Origin of the sequence: Halorussus sp. AFM4 (genome assembly GCF_051194995.1) — an archaeon.
GTDB lineage: Archaea > Halobacteriota > Halobacteria > Halobacteriales > Haladaptataceae > Halorussus.
Map to the genome: position 1 here is coordinate 156,159 of NZ_JBNTJT010000006.1, position 16,993 is coordinate 173,151.

14 protein-coding genes are annotated in these 16,993 nt (G+C 70.4%); 8 read left to right on the plus strand and 6 right to left on the minus strand.

From position 1 onward, the window contains the following. Positions 1 to 56: 56 nt before the first annotated feature. Entirely contained in the window at positions 57 to 1,229 is a 1,173-nt protein-coding gene (locus ACQUQF_RS23310) for a glycosyltransferase family 2 protein (protein WP_435181721.1), read from the minus strand. Positions 1,230 to 1,469: 240 nt separating this feature from the next. Here ACQUQF_RS23310 and ACQUQF_RS23315 point away from each other — a divergent pair, with 240 nt between their 5' ends. The 5 genes from ACQUQF_RS23315 to ACQUQF_RS23335 all read left to right on the plus strand — a co-directional run bounded on the left by ACQUQF_RS23315 (position 1,470) and on the right by ACQUQF_RS23335 (position 8,556). Then, complete coding sequence (locus ACQUQF_RS23315) at positions 1,470 to 3,323, plus strand: hypothetical protein (RefSeq protein ID WP_435181722.1); 1,854 nt, start codon at positions 1,470 to 1,472, stop codon at positions 3,321 to 3,323. 231 nt (positions 3,324 to 3,554) lie between these two features. Continuing rightward, on the plus strand, positions 3,555 to 4,613 hold the full coding sequence (locus tag ACQUQF_RS23320) for a glucosamine inositolphosphorylceramide transferase family protein (protein WP_435181723.1): 1,059 nt from the start codon (positions 3,555 to 3,557) through the stop codon (positions 4,611 to 4,613). An 84-nt stretch (positions 4,614 to 4,697) separates the two neighbouring features. Beyond that, a complete protein-coding gene (locus ACQUQF_RS23325; protein WP_435181724.1) occupies positions 4,698 to 5,930 on the plus strand; it encodes a carboxylate--amine ligase in 1,233 nt (410 codons plus the stop codon). A 118-nt stretch (positions 5,931 to 6,048) separates the two neighbouring features. Beyond that, a complete protein-coding gene (locus ACQUQF_RS23330; protein ID WP_435181725.1) occupies positions 6,049 to 7,545 on the plus strand; it encodes a flippase in 1,497 nt (498 codons plus the stop codon). A 51-nt stretch (positions 7,546 to 7,596) separates the two neighbouring features. Further along, a complete protein-coding gene (locus ACQUQF_RS23335) occupies positions 7,597 to 8,556 on the plus strand; it encodes a glycosyltransferase family 2 protein (RefSeq protein ID WP_435181727.1) in 960 nt (319 codons plus the stop codon). Positions 8,557 to 8,568: 12 nt separating this feature from the next. Here ACQUQF_RS23335 and ACQUQF_RS23340 read toward each other — a convergent pair whose 3' ends face one another. Next, positions 8,569 to 8,790, minus strand: coding sequence for a hypothetical protein (locus ACQUQF_RS23340; protein WP_435181729.1), 222 nt, complete (start codon positions 8,788 to 8,790; stop codon positions 8,569 to 8,571). Positions 8,791 to 8,962: 172 nt separating this feature from the next. Then, complete coding sequence (locus tag ACQUQF_RS23345) at positions 8,963 to 10,168, minus strand: carboxylate--amine ligase (RefSeq protein WP_435181730.1); 1,206 nt, start codon at positions 10,166 to 10,168, stop codon at positions 8,963 to 8,965. Positions 10,169 to 10,339: 171 nt separating this feature from the next. Here ACQUQF_RS23345 and ACQUQF_RS23350 point away from each other — a divergent pair, with 171 nt between their 5' ends. Continuing rightward, positions 10,340 to 11,401 (plus strand): lipid II:glycine glycyltransferase FemX, encoded by a 1,062-nt coding sequence (locus ACQUQF_RS23350; protein ID WP_435181732.1) that lies wholly within the window; start codon positions 10,340 to 10,342, stop codon positions 11,399 to 11,401. A gap of 30 nt (positions 11,402 to 11,431) precedes the next feature. On the opposite strand, the gene ACQUQF_RS23355 is transcribed toward ACQUQF_RS23350, so the two are convergent. Then, positions 11,432 to 12,727: a hypothetical protein gene (locus tag ACQUQF_RS23355; RefSeq protein ID WP_435181733.1), complete on the minus strand. Its 1,296-nt coding sequence runs from the start codon at positions 12,725 to 12,727 to the stop codon at positions 11,432 to 11,434. A gap of 112 nt (positions 12,728 to 12,839) precedes the next feature. Between ACQUQF_RS23355 and ACQUQF_RS23360 the strand changes: the two genes are divergently transcribed. Further along, positions 12,840 to 13,229: a DUF4112 domain-containing protein gene (locus tag ACQUQF_RS23360; protein WP_435181735.1), complete on the plus strand. Its 390-nt coding sequence runs from the start codon at positions 12,840 to 12,842 to the stop codon at positions 13,227 to 13,229. Between the two features lie 21 nt (positions 13,230 to 13,250). Here ACQUQF_RS23360 and ACQUQF_RS23365 read toward each other — a convergent pair whose 3' ends face one another. Together ACQUQF_RS23365 and ACQUQF_RS23370 are read right to left on the minus strand one after the other, a co-directional pair. Then, the gene (locus ACQUQF_RS23365; RefSeq protein ID WP_435181736.1) at positions 13,251 to 14,321 is read right to left on the minus strand and encodes a GNAT family N-acetyltransferase; all 1,071 of its coding nucleotides are present in this window, start codon (positions 14,319 to 14,321) and stop codon (positions 13,251 to 13,253) included. 147 nt (positions 14,322 to 14,468) lie between these two features. Beyond that, entirely contained in the window at positions 14,469 to 15,182 is a 714-nt protein-coding gene (locus ACQUQF_RS23370; protein WP_435181737.1) for a class I SAM-dependent methyltransferase, read from the minus strand. Between the two features lie 152 nt (positions 15,183 to 15,334). On the opposite strand from ACQUQF_RS23370, the gene ACQUQF_RS23375 reads away from it, so the two are divergent. Then, positions 15,335 to 16,966 (plus strand): alkaline phosphatase family protein, encoded by a 1,632-nt coding sequence (locus ACQUQF_RS23375; RefSeq protein WP_435181739.1) that lies wholly within the window; start codon positions 15,335 to 15,337, stop codon positions 16,964 to 16,966. The last annotated feature ends 27 nt before the right edge of the window (positions 16,967 to 16,993 follow it).

The window sequence follows — 16,993 nt, forward strand, 5'->3', positions numbered from 1 at the left end:
GGACGGTCGCGCGTCCGGCGTCGACCGGCCGGTATCGGGCCGTCGGGGTCCACCGCTCACTCGTTCATCGTGTTCCACGTCACGATGTTCTCCCCGCGGAGGAAGTTCCAGACGCCGACGACCAGGCTGTAGTGGCCCACCAGGAAGTAGTGGGGGACGTGGAACAGGAACGGCACCGAGCTCCGGCGCCGGTCGAGGTAGTAGCCGACGGCGGCGAACGCGACCAGCGCGAGGTGGCCCGCCGCGACGAGGCCGGCCAGCGGGCTGCCGGTCAGCGCCCACAGCGCGGCGGCGCTCAGGAACGCGGCCGCGAACAGGAACGGTGTGCTCCACCAGAGCACGGTGTCGGTGAACGTCTTGAGCGAGAACCAGCCGTAGTTCAGGGGGTTGAGCAGGCCGACGTGCTGGGCCATCGTGTGCCACGACCGGGTCGCCATCCGGGTCTTGCGGGACTGCTCGGCCTCGACCGAGCCGGCGGTCCGCTCGCGGGCCACCGCGTCGTGGGCGTACTTGACCGTCCGGCCGTTCTCCCGGACGGCCAGCGGTTCCGCGAAGTCGCTCATCGCGTCTGCTGGCAGCGGCACGTAGTCCTCGCTGCGGACCGCGTAGATGGCGCCGTTGCCCTTGACCACGGAGCCGAGCTGGGTCTCCAGCCGCTTGACGAGCCGGGTGTACCGCCAGTAGAGCGACTCGCCCTCGACGTCGTCCTCGGTCCGGGTGTGGCGGAGCTCGCCGACGACGCAGCCCACGTCGTCGTCGAACCGCGCGAGCAGTCTCCGAACGGCGTTGGGCTCGTACATGCAGTTGGCATCCGAGAACACGAGTATCTCCCCGTCGACCATCTCGGCGACCCGATTCTGGCACTCGGTCTTGCCGACCCGGCCCTCGATGCGTTCGAGCCGGACGCCCCGGTCGGCGTACGACCGGACGATCTCGTCGGTCCGGTCGCTGGAGGCGTCCGAGAAGACGACGATCTCGAGCTTCTCGTCGGGGTAGTCGAGTTCGAGGCTGTTCTCTATCTTCTCGGCGATGACGTCCTCCTCGTTGTACGCGGCGACGATGAGCGACACCGTCGGCAGGTCCGCGTCGTCGGCGTCCAGCGTCGGTTCGGGCGACGAGACGAACCGGGTCGCGGTCCAGAGCGCGGCGGGATACAGGAAGTACGCGTACGCGGTGAGGAGGAGCGACACCGCCAGGACGGCGAGCAGCGCGAGCGTGACCGGCGTCATGGGTCGGGCTATCCACGGCGACCGTCAAAGACGTAGCGGCCTAGCGGCGGCTTACCCGGGCGGTCGGCCCGGCTTACCTCGGGGTCGGCCGGCGCCGCGAGCGTCGGCGGTCGCCCTCCGGTCACCGGCGACCTGTCGGGCGCACGGGAGTACCGCGTTCGGTGGTATCGCGGGGCACGACGCCCCAGAAGAACCATTACCGAGGCGATTGGACAGGGAGACGATGGGGGCGTGTCGGGCGTGGACCGAGTCCTGAAGCTGAAAGCTCTCTCGGCGGTCGGTGCGGCGTCGGTAGCGACCGCGCTGCTGTTCGTCGCCTCGAACCCGGCCGCCGGCGACTACGAGATAACGGTGTACGACGCGTACACCCCGGCGTTCTGGCTGCTCGTCATGTTCGCGGTGCTCGCCGGCCAGCTGGTCATCTTCGGCAGCCGCCACGACGACGGCCGCCGCCGGTTCTGGAAGTACGGCCTGGGCGTCGTGCTCGCGGCGAACCTGGTGGTGCTGATCATCCCGGCCCTGCGGTACCACCTGTTCGCGCGGGGCGACATCATCACGTACATCGGGATGATCCGACGGATCACCGACCTCCACCACGTCCCGCGGAGCAACTACTACCCGAACATCCACCTGCTCGCGGCGACGTTCAGCTACCTGACCGGCATCCGGCCCCAGGAGGTCGTCAACGTCCTGCCGCCGATGATGTCGATCTTCTACATCGTCTCGACGTTCGCGCTGCTGAACGTCCTGTTCGCCGACTTCCGGAAGGTGGCGTTCGTCCTGCCGTTCTCCGCGCTGCTGGTGCTGGGCTACGACCAGATCTTCTTCCACCCGAGCGTGTTCGCGTTCATGCTCGTCCCCTTCCTGCTGTTCCTGGTGTTCCGGGGGTACGGCGGCGGGTCGCTCTACCGGTACCGGCTCCCGCTGGTGGTGTCGGTGGTCGCGCTCGCGTTCTACCACCCGGCGGTGACGGTGTTCTTCACCGGGATGCTCGTGCTGCTGAAGCTGGCGCTGCTGGTGGGCCGGCGGTTCTCGGTCAACGTCCCCACCAACGAGACCACGTCGGTGGTCGCGGCGTCGATCGCGTTCGTGCTGTTCTTCTCGTGGTACTACTCGTTCGAGTCCATCATCGGCAGCACGCTGCTCATCGTCTACACCCTCGTCGGGATGTCGGAGGGCTCCTCGACGTTCGGCCACATCGCGGGCGTGTTCGGGCGGACGTCGCCGGAGCTGGCCGACGTCGCGCTCGTCGGCATCTACACGTACGGGTTCGTCGCCGCCATCCTGAGCATGGCCGGCGTGTTCCTGTGCTACTACGCCTACCTCGTCGTCCGGGGCCGTCGCCGGTTCGACCCCGTCGAGGCGTTCCTCGGCGCGACGTTCGTGGTGTTCAGCTTCGCCGGCGTGGTCGCGTTCTTCGTCGACGTAACCCTCGGGTTCAACCGCTTCGTCCGGTACGCCCGCCTCTCGGGGATCGTCCTCATCGGGAGCGGGCTCTACACGCTGTTCCGGCGCCTCGACTCCGAGACCGTGGTTCGGTACCTCCGGCCGGTCGTCGTGATCTCGTTCTTCGTGTTCGCGTTCTTCTCGGTGTTCGGGCTGTACGGCTCCCCGCTCGACAACGAGGAGAACAACCAGATCACGAAGGCCGAGGTCCAGGGGATGGAGTGGCTGTTCAACCACTGGAACCGATCGCTGCTCATCGACCAGCTCGGCGTCCAGCAGTACCGGATGTACACCCTCCAGCGGGGCAAGAGCGACCCGGCGGGGACGATACGATGGGGTGCCCCACCACCGCCGATGCACTTCAATTACACCAACGTCACCGCCGAGGACGTCCCGGAGTCGGCCGACCTCGACCGCCGGTACCTCGTGACCACCCGGCTGAGCCGCATCAAGAACCCGCGGTTCTACCCGGCCTACCGGGAGTACTGGCGCCACACCCCGGCCGACTTCCGGCGGCTCCGGACCGACCCGTCGTTCTTCCACGTGTACGACACCGGGACGCTGAACACGTACCTCGTGCGGGGCGTCGAGTACGCGAACGAATCGGCGGTCGAGCGCCGCGCGCGCCCGGTTCCCCGGGCCGGGTAGTCCGGCGCCCCCGTCTCCCGGGCCAGTTAGTCCTCCTCGATCGCGGCGCGAGTCCTCCCCTCGACTCGTCGACGGACGACCCCACGTCTCGGCTACCGGACACATCCTTTTTGGGACCCGACGCCGTCCGGAGGGGTATGGGGGAACACGCAACCGCAAGGGGGTCGCGTACCGCCGGGGCGCGGTCTCTCGCGCCGGGCGGACGGAACGAGGAGACCGGGAGCGGAGCCGATGCTTGGTAGGTTCCGACCGGTGCGGCGGGCCTCGTGGACCGTCGGCGAGTTCGTCCACCGGGACGTCGCCGACAGGCTGGCGCCGACCGGGCGCGAGCGGGCGGCGGCGCTGCCACCGGCCGACGCCGAGGCGGTCCGGCCCGGCCACCGCGCCGGGGGCGACCTCCCGCGACCGTTCCGACCGCAGCCCGCCGTCGCCGCCGCCGGCAACCCCGTGGTGACCGCGGCCGACGTCGACGACTACGGCGACGCGGAGTTCGTCGCCGACCCGTTCCTGTTCGCGGCCGACGGGACCTGGCACCTCTTCTTCGAGGTGTTCAACCGCGACCGGCGGCCGACCGGCGTCATCGGGCACGCGACCAGCGACGACGGCCGGGCGTGGTCGTACGACCGGGTCGTACTTCGCGATGCGGTCCACCTCGCATTTCCGTACGTGTTCGAGTGGGCGGGCGACTACTACATGCTGCCCGACCGCTGGGACCGCGAGGACCCGGCGGCGATCCGGCTGTTCCGGACCGACTCGCTGCCCGGCGGCTGGGAGCCCGCGTCGACCGTCGTCGACCCCGACCGCCAGCTCGCCGACTGCGTCGTCTTCCGGTGGGACGACCGGTGGTGGGCGCTGCTCGGCAGCGACGACGGCCGGTACGACCTCTGGGCCTACCACGCAGACGACCTGCTCGCCGACGAGTGGACGCCCCACCCCGACAACCCGGTCGTCTCGGGCCGACCGGAGGGCGCCCGGCCCGCCGGGCGCCCCGTCGTCGGCGACGACGGCGTCCTGGTCTTCCTCCAGGACTGCGCCGGTCGGTACGGCGAGCGGGTCCGGGCCTACGACGTCGAGACGCTCACGCCGGAGGCGTACGCCGACCGCGAGCGGCCCGAGTCGCCCGTCCTGGAGGGGGCCGGCGGGGTGGTTGGGTGGAACTCCGGCCGGATGCACCACATCGACCCGTGGCGGACCGACGACGGCTGGGTCTGCGCGGTCGACGGCAACGTCGGCCTCGGCGGCAGGCTGTTCGGCCCGGACCACTGGTCGGTCGGCCTCTACCGCGCCTGACGCGCGGAACGGTCCGGACAGTTCGACCGTACTCACCGAAACGGATGAATAACAAAGACACCGCACCCCACAACGTGAGGAGGAATGAAGTCAGTCGTCGTTAGCGCGGTCGACGTTCCCAGTTCCTTCGTGGCGCTGCGCTCGCTCCACCGGCGCGGCGTCCACACCGTCGCCGTCTCGGAGCGGGAGTCGCCCGAGGTGTTCTGCTCGCGGTACTGCGACGAGACGGTCCGGGTCCCGTCGCCGGCGCGGAGCGCGGTCGCGTACCGGGACGCGCTGCTCGACCTGGCCGCGCGCGACGACGTCCGGACGATCCTCCCGTTCCGGGAGGAGGACGTCCACGTGCTCTCGCGGTACCGCGACGAGTTCGCCGAGCACGTCGCCACGCCGTTCCCCGACTTCGAGACGCTCCGACGGGTCCAGGACCGGAAGGCGCTGTTCGACCTGGCGGCCGACGTCGGCGTCGGCGTCCCCGAGACCGAACTGCTCACCGAGTGGTCCGACTGGTCGCGGCCCAGCATCGTCAAGGGCCGGTACACGGTGCTGGCCGACGCCTTCCGGGAGCCGATGGGGTCGGCCGAGGGCCACCCCGTCAGGGCCAACGGCGACGCGCCCGCCGGGGGACTCCGCCAGCCGCCCGCGACCAGCTACCTCCCGCCGGGCGAGCGACCCGACGTCGAGGCGCTGTGCGACGCCGCCGGCCACGTCCCGCTGGTCCAGGAGTACATGCCCGACACCGACGAGTACAGCTTCTGCGCGATGTACGACTCGGGCGAGCCGCTGGCGACGTTCCAGCACCGCCAGATCCGGGGGTTCCACTACAGCGGCGGCACCAGCTGCTTCCGGAAGTCGGTCGACGAGCCCGACCTGGAGGCGGCCGGACTGGCGCTGCTCGACGAGCTCGACTGGCACGGCCCGGCCGACGTGGAGTTCAAGCGCGACCCGGACACCGGGGCGTTCAAGCTGATGGAGATCAACCCCCGGTTCTGGTCGTCGGTGCCGTTCGCGGTCCAGGCCGGCGCCGACTTCCCGCTGTACTACTGGCTGGTCGCGAACGGCCGGCCCGACCTGGTCGAGCCGGGCTACGAGGTGGGCGTCGGCGGCCACCTCCTGATGGGCGAGGTGTCGTACCTCCTCAGCGTGCTCCGGGAGGACGTGCCGCTGGTCGAGCGCCCGTCGGTGCCCGAGGCGCTGGCGTCGGTGCTGACCTCGCTCGTGCGGTACCCCCGGTTCGACTACCTCGACGCCTCGGACCCGTGTCCGGCCGCGCGGTACGCGTACAACACGGTCAAGGAGGCGTTTCGGCGCCGGGTCTGAATGTCGGTGGAACTGACGGGAACCGGGGTCCCGAAGGCGGAGCGTGGGCCGACACCGCACGACGACGACGGGCTAGCCGGTACTTCTATGGCCCAGTCAGAAGTTACAAGCAGGAGAGATGGGACGTAGCATCCTGAGAGGCTTCCTCTCAATCTTCGGGGGCCGGATCGGGTGGCTGGTGGTGGGGATGGTGAGCACGCCCGTCGTGGTCCGCGTGCTCGGGGCCTCGAACTACGGCGACTACGGGGTCGTGCTCTCGGTGATCAGCATCATCTGGATCCTCGTGAACGCCGGCATCTTCGACGGCATCCGGAAGTACATCGCCGAGGACCGCGACGCGCCCGACTGGGAGAGCGACGTGTTCGTCTTCTACCTCCGGGTCGGGATGGTGACGGCCGTCGCCGCCGCGGTGCTCCTCGCCGCCGCGGCGTACTTCGGCGTCGTCCAGACTGTGTTCGGTCCGGCGTTCGAGTCGTACTTCTACATCGCGGCCGGCATCATCGTCGCCAAGCAGGTGTGGGCGGTCAGCCGCGGGGCGCTGATGGGGTTCCGGTACGAGGAGTTCTCCGAGTCGATCCGGCTGTTCCGGCTCGTCCTCCTGCTGAGCATCGGGCTGTCGCTCGCGGTCGCCGGGTACGCCGTCGACGGGATGCTGCTGGGCCGGCTCGCGGCGACGGTGGTGGTCGCCGCCGGCGGGTTCCTGCTCGTCCACCGGAAGGTCTCGCTGGACTCGGTCACCTCGCCCATCCGCGAGGAGTTCCCCCGGCGCGAGCTCCTGACGTTCAACTCGCTCAGCGTCGTGCTGACCTTCCTGATGGCGTCGCTGTACCACACCGACGTGCTGCTGCTCAAGGCGTTCGTCGGCAGCACCAAGACGGGCTACTACAAGGCCGCGCTCGTGATGGCGGAGTTCATGTGGTTCGCTCCCCGGTCGCTCCAGATGGTGCTGCTGCACTCGACCTCCCAGCTCTGGTCGAACGACCGCCGCGAGCGCATCACGGAGCTCGCCTCGCGGACGACCCGGTACTGCCTGCTGTTCGCGCTGCTGCTGGCCACCGGGCTGGCGTCGCTGGCGGACGTCGTCGTCCCGCTGTACTTCGGCGAGGGGTTCGCGCCGGCGGTCACGCCGCTGCTGGTGTTACTGCCCGGCGCGGTCGGGTTCGCGGTCTCGCGGCCCATCTTCGCCATCGGGCAGGGCGAGGGGTCGCTCCGGGTGCTCATCTACGCGACGTCGGTCGCGGCAGCGCTGAACCTCGGGCTGAACGTCGCGCTGATACCCCAGTACGGCATGCTCGGCGCGGCGATCGGCACGAGCGTCGGGTACGGCTCGATGGTGGTGCTCCACGTCTGGAGCGCCCGGCGCATCGGCTTCGACCCGGCGGGCGACCTCCGGCTCGGCCGGGTCGCGCTGACCGCCGTCCCCTCGGCCGCGGTGATCTTCTTCCTCGCGGACGCCATCCGGACGGAGCTGCTCGCGCTGGCGGTCGTCCCGCCGGTCGGCTTCGTGGTGTTCGCGGGGTTCGCGTACGCGACCGGCGCCGTCGACCGGAGCGAGGTCGACGAGCTGGTCGACCAGCTCCCCATCGCGCGCTTCCCCTTCGTATCCGCCGAGTGAGGCCGTGAAAGCCACTACGTTTAACTTGGCGACCGTGATATCGACGGGACGATGGGGCCGTCTCAGAGTCCGGTAGTCAGCGTCGTCATCCCCACGTACAACCGCGCCGACCGGCTGGCCGACGCCGTCGGGACGGTCGCCGAGCAGACCTACGACCCGATCGAGCTCGTCGTCGTCGACGACTACTCGGACGTGCCCGTCGCCGACCACCTAGACGACGACGTCGCGGACCGCTTCGCGGCGTTCGAGGTCATCCGCCACGACGAGAACCGGGGCGGGGCCGCCGCCAGGAACACCGGGATGCGGGCGGCCACCGGCGACTACGTCGCGCTGCTCGACGACGACGACCGGTGGGAGCCCGAGAAAGTGGCCCGCCACGTCGAGCGCTTCCGGGAGGGCGACGTCGGACTGGTGACCTCAGGGTCGAAGGTCCTCGACGACGACGGCAACGAGATCCAGCGCAAGACCAGGTTCGACATGCCCCGCGAGCGGGACGCGCTGACCAAGACGCTGCTCTGCAAGAACGTGGTCGGCTCCTGCTCGGCCGTGATGGTCGACGCCGACGTCGTCGAGGCGACCGGCGGGTTCGACGAGCGGTTCCCGAGCTGGCAGGACCTCGAGTGGTACGTCCGGCTCTCCCGCCACTGCCGGTTCGGCGCGGTCTCCGAGCCGCTGCTGCGGTACACCAGGCACTCGGGCGACCGGCTCACCGACGACCTGGACGCGATGAAGAACGGCTCTTACCCCCTGTTCGTCGAGAAGTTCGCCCCGCTGGCCGCCGAGTTCGGCCCCGTGTTCGAGCGGAAGATGCGGGCCTGGACCGCCTACCGGGTCGGCAAGCAGCTCGTGATGGCCGACCGGGTGTGGGAGGGCCGGCGGCTCCTGAAGCGGGCCGTGAAGCTGTACCCGGTCGAGCCCAAGTTCTACAAGCACTTCCTGCCGTCTGTCGGCGGCCCGCCCACCTACGAGGCCGCGCGGTGGACCAAGCGGACCATCAACCGGCTGCAGTAGCGGTCGGGCGCGCTACCCCTCGGAACCGATCAGGTCGCCGCGGACCGCGGTGTAGGCGCCCGCCGCGATCACGACCGCGAGCCCCAGGAACCACGCCATCCGGATGAGCGAGACGGCCCGCTCGCCGGTGCTCTCGAACAGCGTGACGCTGTGGAGCACGACGAACCCCGCCATGCCCGCCCAGAGCACCGCGAACAGCACCCCGTCGGCCGAGGGTCGCAGTCCGTCAGCCACGGGTGCTCAGACCTCCGCAGTGGACCGGGTGCGTTCCGCGACCGGCCGGCGAGCGAGTGCTCTCGTCGCCCCTGGAGCGGTTCGCTCGGACCGTCGCTGGTGTCGGTGGCGCGCCATGGGACGGCGAACGTGAGACTCGCATAAACGTGTTCTGTCCGGGACCGAAGTGTCCTCACGACTGCATTCGCTCGCGGAGCCCCGACAGGACCCCCTCGGCGAACGGCCGGGGGTCGTCGAGCCGGAGCGTGTCGAACCGGGGTTCGAGCAGAGTCGAGACGACCATCTCGCCCACCGTCGCGTAGAGGTTCGGGCGGTCGTCGTCCCCCTCGGCGTCGACGATGCTCTGGAGGTGGTTGACCTCGCCGCGTATCAGGTGGCTGCCGACCCCGACCCGGGGCTCGGGGTCGATCAGGTCGCGCCGCCCGTTCGCCAGCAACCAGTAGTAGTACGGGAAGTCCACGCCCGCCCGGACCGCCGGCACCAGCGACTGCCACATCCGGGGGTTGATCTCGGCGAGCTTGTACTCGCCCGTCTCCTCGTCCTCCATGTACTCGAGGCAGGCGAGCCCGTGCCAGTCGAGTTCGGCGAGCAGGTCGCGGGCCACCCGCTCGAGTTCCCGGTCGTACATCGACTTGCGGTACACCCCGCCGCCGCCCTTGTACGAGTCCTCGCGGATCTGGCGGAGCTGGAGCGTGGCGACGGGCTCGCCCCGGTCGTACAGCGCGCCCACCATGTACTCGGCCGCCCGCGGGACGCACTCCTGGACGATGGGGACGTGGCCCATCCGGTCGACCGTCTCCTCGCGGTCGGGGACCTCGCCCGGGTCGAGGTAGGTCACGTCCTTGACGATGTCGACCCGGTCCCGCGGCAGCGACGCGTCGTAGTCGTGCGCCAGCAGGTTGTACCGCGACTTGACGATCAGCTCCCGGTTCCAGTCCTCGACCTCGTCGAACGGTCGCGTCTCGGGCACCGGCACGCCCGCCGCCTCGGCAGCCTCGGCGAGGCGCACCCGGTCGTGGACGGTGTGCAGCGACTCGAACGGCGGCACGGGCAGCGACACCTCGCCCGCGAACGATTCGTGGAACTTCGAGAGGACGTAGGCGTCGTACTCGTTGGTGGGAACGATGGTCCGCACGTCGGGCCGCTCTGCGATCTCCAGCAGTCGGTCGCGGTAGGCGAGGACGTCCTCGTCGGGGTCGGGCAGCGAGACGGCCTCGTCGCAGTAGCGCGACGCGGGTATCGTGTCGCTGTCGTACTTCTTCCCGTAGATCGTGTGGACGCCCGCCCGGCCCAGCGACCGCAGGCACTGGTACCCCGGCGGCTCGCGCGCGCCGCTCGGCACCAGCGCCGCCGCGCGACCGTTCCGCGTCTCCCCCATGGGTGACGTATCCGCGCGATTCGTAATGAAGGTACCTGCCAGTTCGCGCACCTGCCGGCGGGCCGACCCGGCCGACCTGCGGGCCCCACGTCCGGAGCGTGCCACCGCGTGTGCCGAACCACTTTTCATCGCGCCCGGCGTCAGAGGGAGGTAATCGGGGGAACTACTCTGATGTCTCTAGACGTTCGCGGCGTCGACACGATCGAGGCGGTGAACCGGAACCAGTGGAACCAGGTGGTCGAGAACGCGGCGGTGGGACGGGTGTACCACCGGTGGGGCTGGCAGCGCGCGATCGAGCGGGGGACCGAGTACGAGCCGCGCCACCTCGTCGTCGAGAAGAAGGGCAATCCGGTCGGCCTCTTCCCCAACTTCGTGATGGAGAGCGACGGGCTGCCGGTCAAGCACCTCTCGTCGCCCAAGCCCGGGCCCGCCGGCCCGATCGCGATGACCGACGAGGAGGCGGTGATCGACGCGCTGCTCGACGCGGTGCCCGCGGTCTGCGACGACGACGTCGTCTCGAACCAGGTCCAGACCTCCGGGCCGGAGTTCAGCCGCTACCACGAGCTGTTCCGCGAGCACGGCTACCGCCAGCGGCTGGTGTACGGCGACTTCACGCTCGACATCGACCGGGACTGGGAGGACATCCTCGACGGGATGGACAGCTCGCGCCGGCGAGCCATCAGGAAGGCTCACGACCAGGAGTACGAGGTCGTCCACCGCGAGGTGACCGAGGAGTCGATGGCCGAGTTCTACGAGGGGTTCTCGGCGGTGATGGACCGGGTCGACGGCCGCAAGACCCCGCGGCGGTTCTGGCTCGAGCTCGCCGACTTCGACGACCGGCTGAAGCTGCTGACGCTCCGGGCCGACGGCGGCGACCGGGGCACGATACTCCTCACGCTCGACGACGAGCGGGAGACGATCCACTACGAGTCGTCCGCCATCACCGAGGAGCACTTCGAGTACAACCCGTCCGAGCTGCTCCACGAGCACGCCATCAAGTGGGGCCGGGAGCACGGCTACGACACGTACAACTTCGGCGGGACCGACCTCGACTTCCGGGACGGCGTGTTCCGGTTCAAGGAGCAGTTCGGCGCGCGCCCGATGCCGGCGTTGGCGTGGGAACGCGGCGTCTCGACGCTGAAGTGGCCCGCCTACCAACTGGGCCGGCGGCTCTCCGACGCCGAGCCGGTGCAGTCGCTCAAGTCGGAGCTGGCGACCGCGCTGAGCCTCTGAGGCGCCGGGGGAGCCGCCTCTGCCGTCGACCTACCAGATCACGTCCAGCACCTGCCGGCGGACCGAGTGGACCAGCGGCGAGGGCGGGAGCCGGCGGGTGAGCTCGTACGCCCGGAATCCGGAGGAGTTGGTCGGGTCCTCGAACCGGTCGACGTCGACCGCGGCCAGCCACTCGAAGAACGCGCGGGCCTCCGGGTAGTACGGGGCGTCCCGGTCGAGGCGGTCGTCGAGGTCGCGCCGGGCGTGGTCCTGGAGGTCGCGCCACATGACCGCCTTCGCCGGACCGAGCCGCCACTCGCCGCCGGCGAACCGGTCGCGGGCGTACTCGAAGCTCCCGCCGTCGACGTCGTAGCCGTGGCGGTTGGGGTCGAGGCCGGCCAGCACCAGCCCGAACGCGGTCCGCAGGCACTTCTCGCACTCGCTGCAGTTGCCCGCGCCGGACTTGAGACAGGTGTGGGGCGAGATGTCCTCGGTCTCGAGGAAGTCGGCCATCGCCTCGATCTTCTCCTGGCGGGTGAACTCGTACCCGTCGCTGCGCACCGCGGTCCCGCTCCACGCGATGTTGTCGACGACGCTCGGGTGGTTGCCGACCTTGATGTCGTACGTCTCGGAGGCGCCGTCCGCCATGTATATCGTGTCCAGGCCCTCGGCGTACGCCAGCGGCGCGCAGAGGCCGGTGATGCCCAGCCCCTGCTGGACGGCGTCGTACCAGTCGCTCTGGAGGTGTCGCCGGAAGTGGGCGTCGAGCATGAAGTCCTCCATGAACGACATCATGTTCGTCCGGACGGAGACCGATTCGAGCCCGCGTTTCCGGGCGAAGGCGTCGACCCGCTCCTTCTTGTCGCGCCACGCGTCCGGGTCGTCGAGGTCCACGTCGAAGCCGTGGATGCTGACGAGCGTCGGGTCCTCGTCGCGGTGGCGGCGGTACGTGTGGAGCGCGTCGACGCCGCCGCTGAAGAGGACGGCGGCGTTCCCGTCGCCGCGGTCCGCCTCGTTGTCGACCAGCTCCCGGCAGCGGACCTCGCTGCCCCGGATGACCCGGGGGTACAGCTCCCGGAGGCTGCGCCGGACGGCGGTCAGCGACTCGCCGTACCGCTCGTCGAGCCGCGGCAGTTCGACGTCGACCCCGGTCGCCCACGCGAGCGGGCTGACGTTCGCCAGCCACGGAACGACGAGGACGCTCTCGGGCACGTCCCCGACGTCGACGCCGTACTCTACCTCGAACGTCGTGTCGAGGAAGAAGCCGCTGAGCGCCGGCGGCGGATCGAACTCGTACCGGACCGACGACTCCGTCGGCTCCATGCGTGTCAGTGTGAGCGTGCTCATGTCCCCACCGTGTACGTGGAGTTGGCCGCCGCAGCGCCATGAGGATGACGGGCGGGTGTCGGCGGGCCGACGGGCCAGCAGAGCTTTCGGCCCGCGGCGACACCACTGTACCATGGACTCCGGCTCCGACGAACGCGGCCAGCCCATCGAAGTCTCGGTCGAGGACGAACCGCCCGCGATGGAGCGCGTCCGCACGGTCGCCCGGCTGCTCGACGAGGCCATCGAGCTCCCGGTGGTCAACTACAAGATCGGGCTCGATCCCATCCTGGGCATCCTGCCGGTCGGCGGCGACGCGGTGTCGGCGGCCATCTCGCTGTACATCGTCGCCGAGGGCGCCCAGATGGGGGCCTCGCGCGACACCCTGCTGAAGATGCTGTTCAACGTCGGCGTCGACGCGGTCATCGGCTCAGTGCCGGTGCTCGGGACCATCGTCGACGCGGTGTGGAAGGCCAACGAGCGCAACGTCGCGCTGCTCGAGGAGGAGTTCGGCGCCGGCGAGTGACGCGTCCCGAAGCCGACCGCCCTACTTCTTCCGCCCGTCTCGGTTTCGGAGCAGCCACCGGCCGGCCCGGTAGGCGTGCCACCGGACGGCCGAGCCGCCCCGCTCCCAGAGCAGGACGGGGCGTATCTCGGCGCCCAGCTCGTCCTTGTAGGTGAACGACCCGTCGGTGAAGTCCGGAGTCGTGCTGCCGAGGTCGTACTCGTCGTACTCCCGGTCGATGGCCCACTTCATCGCGGCCTCGCCCAGCAGCTCGGTCGGGTTGTGCTCGAAGTAGTCGGCGTCGATGGCCCGGAAGAACTCGCGGACGGTCGAGCGCTCGTCGTCGAGCAGGTAGAGCTGGGCGCCGGCGAACTCCCCGTCGAGCCGCGCGACGAACACCTCCACGCGGTCGGCCAGGTCGGTCGCGAGCGACTCGAAGAACCCGAAGGGGTAGGTCGTCCCGTCGACCCGGTCCATCGCCGCCCGGTAGGCGTCGTAGAACGACGACAGCACCGACTCGTCGAGCGGCGGGTTCTCGACGGTGAGGGGGCTGTCGCGGGCGCTGTCGAGGTTCGACCGCTTCGACCGCGCCATGCCCTCCTCGACCGCGTCCCACCCCTGCCGGAGGTCGATGACGAACCGGCAGCTCCGGACGGTCGGCCGGTAGCCCCGGTCGGCGAGGTAGGTGGTGTAGCGCGCGAAGTCCGCGCCGGAGGGCTTGAGCAGGTGGTGGACCGCGTCGGTCGCCGAGAGCAGCCTCTCGGCGTGCTCGAAGGCGACCTCGAAGTTCGACTCCTCGTCGCCCACGAACAGCGGGCCGCCGAACCCGGGGTCGGTGGAGGCGAGCCGCTTCAGCCCCAGGCCGTCGGACAACACGGGGACGACGTCGGGGACGCCGACGTCCACGAGGAAGTTCGGGAAGACGCTGATCGGGTTGCCGTCCTTCTCCACCACGAGGTGGCGCGCCGGCCGGCCGAGCCCCCGCTCGACCGCCCGGAGCCACCCGGTCCGGTGGAAGACGCTCCCCCGCTCGGACTGCTCGACCAGGGTGTTCCACTGGTTCTCGTTGACGTCGTCGATGCTTCGGTGAATCCGGACGGTTTTCTCACTCATGTGGAAGGTCCGATAGATTCCGTGTCATTCGGGCGGGCAACTGCCGCGAGCAGGTACGACGCACGGTCACATAAATTACCGGCATAATCACGTCTCGCGGGCCGAGACGGGGCCAAGACGGCGCGGACCGTCCCGGACGTCCACCCGTCACGAGCCGGTTCGCTCCGCGACGTAGTAGGGCCACGGGTCGAGCCAGGCCGAGGGCGCGCGCTCCTTGGCGACCACGTCGCGGACGCGGAACCCGCACCGCGAGAGCTGGCGGCGCTGGCCCCGGGGCGAGATGAAGTAGGTGTCGAGCGTCCTGTCGGAGAGCACGTCGGTCTTGTACGCCGCAGTCACCTTCCCGTCCCGGAGGTTCCGCGCCCAGAACCGCGCCACGAGGTAGTAGCCGTACGGGCTGGTCGGGTCGGCCGGCAGGACGTAGAACGGGTTGTGCGAGCTGAAGGCGAACGTCCCGCCGGGCCGCAGCACGCGGTGGACCTCGCGGAGCGCGACGTACCTGTCGCCCTCGGGGCGGACGTAGTCGAGCCCGTTGAACGAGAACAGGACGTAGTCGAAGCGCTCGTCGGCGAACGACAGGTCGACGGCGTCGCCGGTCCTGAAGTCGATGTCGGGGAACAGCGAGCGGGCGCGCCGGACCATCGGCTCGCTGACGTCGACGCCGACGACGTCGAACCCGAGCCGGTCGAGCGCGGCGGTGGTCCGGCCGGCGCCGCAGCCCAGGTCCAGGACCGCGGCGTCGCGGTCGGTGAAGTGGGCCTCGACCACCCGGCGTTCGACGTCGAACAGGCCGTCCGGTGCCGATTCGGCGGCGGACTCTACGACGCGGGACTGGGTGAACGGGGACGTGTTGCGTGACATGGTTCTCGATACAGGGAGACGCAGCGGAGTTCGGGCGGTCGCCCGAATCGAGTGACTCTGCGGCGGCGACGGTAATCACTCTTGTCGCCGGCGGGGCCGCGCGGCGGCGTCGGGGGAACCGAATATGTGGGTGGGCGGCGTGGACGGACGGTATGCGCACCCTCCTCATCGGACTCGACGGGGCGAGCTGGGACGTGCTCGACCGGCTGTTCGAGCGCGGGAGCGCGCCGACCGTCCGGTCGATCGCGACCGGCGGCGTCCGCGCGCCGCTGACCTCACAGGTCCCGCCGTGGACCCCGAGCGCGTGGCCGTCGCTGTACACCGGGACCAACCCCGGCAGGCACGGCGTGTTCGACTTCCTGCGCTACGACGGCTACGAGTGGGACCTCGCGAACGCGACCCACGTCCGGGAGCCGTCGCTGTGGGAGGTGCTCGACCGCCACGACCGGTCGAGCGTGGTGGTCAACGTGCCCGCCACACACCCGGCCCCGTCGTTCGACGGCGCGCTGGTGCCGGGCTACATGGCACCGGCCGAACCGGCGTGCCACCCCGAGGGCGTCCTCGATGAGATCCGCGACGAACTCGGCGGGTACGAGGTGTACCCCCAGGACGACGTCGCCGGGGCAGAGGACACCGCGCTGGAGCGGCGACTCGACGCGGTCCGGAGCCGGCGGGCCGCGTTCGACCTGCTGGCCGACCGGGTCGACCCGGCGTTCGGCTTCGTCGAGTTCCAGCAGACCGACTCCGTCATCCACGCCCGCCCGGGCGACTGGGAGGCCCTGGAGGCGGTCTACGGCTGCGTCGACGACCAGATCGACCGGCTGCTCGACCGGTGGGACCCCGAGAACGTCGTCCTGGTGAGCGACCACGGCACGGGGCCGTACGCCGGCTACGAGTTCCGGATCAACGAGTTCCTCCGCCGGGAGGGTTGGGTCGAGACCGCGACCGGCGGTCGCGGCCGGCCGCGCTGGAAGTCCACGCTCGGCGATTCGGAGGGGACTGCGGACGAGGCGTCGTCGTCCGGCGGGGCCGCGTCGGACGCGGTCGCGGCGCTGGCGACCCGCGCCGCCGCGGTGCTGGCCAGGTACGACGTGACGCCCCAGCGGGTGGTCCCCCTGCTGCAGAAGGTCGGGCTGAACCGCGCGCTCGGCCGCATCGTTCCCGCGGAGGCCGTCGCCACCGCCGAGGAGGCCGTCGACTTCCCGAACTCCGCGGCCTACGCCCGGACCCGCAGCGAGTGCGGCGTCCGGCTGAACGTCGCGGGCCGCGAGCCCGAGGGCGTCGTCCCCCGCGGTGAGTACGAGGCGGCCCGCGACGAGCTCGTGGCGCTGCTGTCGTCGGCGACCACCCCGGACGGCGACCCGGTGTTCGAGCGGGTCGCGCCCAGCGAGGAGTACTTCGACGGCCCCTACGCCGACCGCGGGCCGGACGTCGTCACGGTGCCGGCCGACTTCGACCACCTGGTCTCGGTGGCGGTCGGCGACGGGACGGTGTGGGACCGGCTCGACGGTCGGTGGAACCACAAGCGCGAGGGCGTCTTCGCGGCCCGCGGGGAGGCGATCGACCCCGACGCGGCGCTCGGCGACCCGCACCTCTTCGACGTCTGCCCCACGGTCCTGGCGACGTTCGGCGTCCCCCGGAGCGAGCGGATGGACGGGGAGGTCCTCGACGTCGTGGCCCCGGCCGGCGTCGAGTCCTACCCGTCGTACGAGCCCGGTCGCGAGGCGGCGACGACCGACGCGGGCGTGGAGCGCCGCCTGCAGGACATGGGGTATCTGGAGTAACCGCCGCGCGTTCGCAGCGTCGACCGT

Excerpts from the sequence above, each read along its gene's own strand:
- ACQUQF_RS23355 (WP_435181733.1), bottom strand. The coding sequence starts at position 12,727 with ATGAGCACGCTCACACTGACACGCATGGAGCCGACGGAGTCGTCGGTC.
- ACQUQF_RS23335 (WP_435181727.1), top strand. The coding sequence starts at position 7,597 with ATGGGGCCGTCTCAGAGTCCGGTAGTCAGCGTCGTCATCCCCACGTAC.
- ACQUQF_RS23360 (WP_435181735.1), top strand. The coding sequence starts at position 12,840 with ATGGACTCCGGCTCCGACGAACGCGGCCAGCCCATCGAAGTCTCGGTC.
- ACQUQF_RS23375 (WP_435181739.1), top strand. The coding sequence starts at position 15,335 with ATGCGCACCCTCCTCATCGGACTCGACGGGGCGAGCTGGGACGTGCTC.
- ACQUQF_RS23320 (WP_435181723.1), top strand. The coding sequence starts at position 3,555 with ATGCTTGGTAGGTTCCGACCGGTGCGGCGGGCCTCGTGGACCGTCGGC.
- ACQUQF_RS23345 (WP_435181730.1), bottom strand. The coding sequence starts at position 10,168 with ATGGGGGAGACGCGGAACGGTCGCGCGGCGGCGCTGGTGCCGAGCGGC.
- ACQUQF_RS23350 (WP_435181732.1), top strand. The coding sequence starts at position 10,340 with ATGTCTCTAGACGTTCGCGGCGTCGACACGATCGAGGCGGTGAACCGG.
- ACQUQF_RS23365 (WP_435181736.1), bottom strand. The coding sequence starts at position 14,321 with ATGAGTGAGAAAACCGTCCGGATTCACCGAAGCATCGACGACGTCAAC.
- ACQUQF_RS23370 (WP_435181737.1), bottom strand. The coding sequence starts at position 15,182 with ATGTCACGCAACACGTCCCCGTTCACCCAGTCCCGCGTCGTAGAGTCC.
- ACQUQF_RS23330 (WP_435181725.1), top strand. The coding sequence starts at position 6,049 with ATGGGACGTAGCATCCTGAGAGGCTTCCTCTCAATCTTCGGGGGCCGG.
- ACQUQF_RS23310 (WP_435181721.1), bottom strand. The coding sequence starts at position 1,229 with ATGACGCCGGTCACGCTCGCGCTGCTCGCCGTCCTGGCGGTGTCGCTC.
- ACQUQF_RS23325 (WP_435181724.1), top strand. The coding sequence starts at position 4,698 with ATGAAGTCAGTCGTCGTTAGCGCGGTCGACGTTCCCAGTTCCTTCGTG.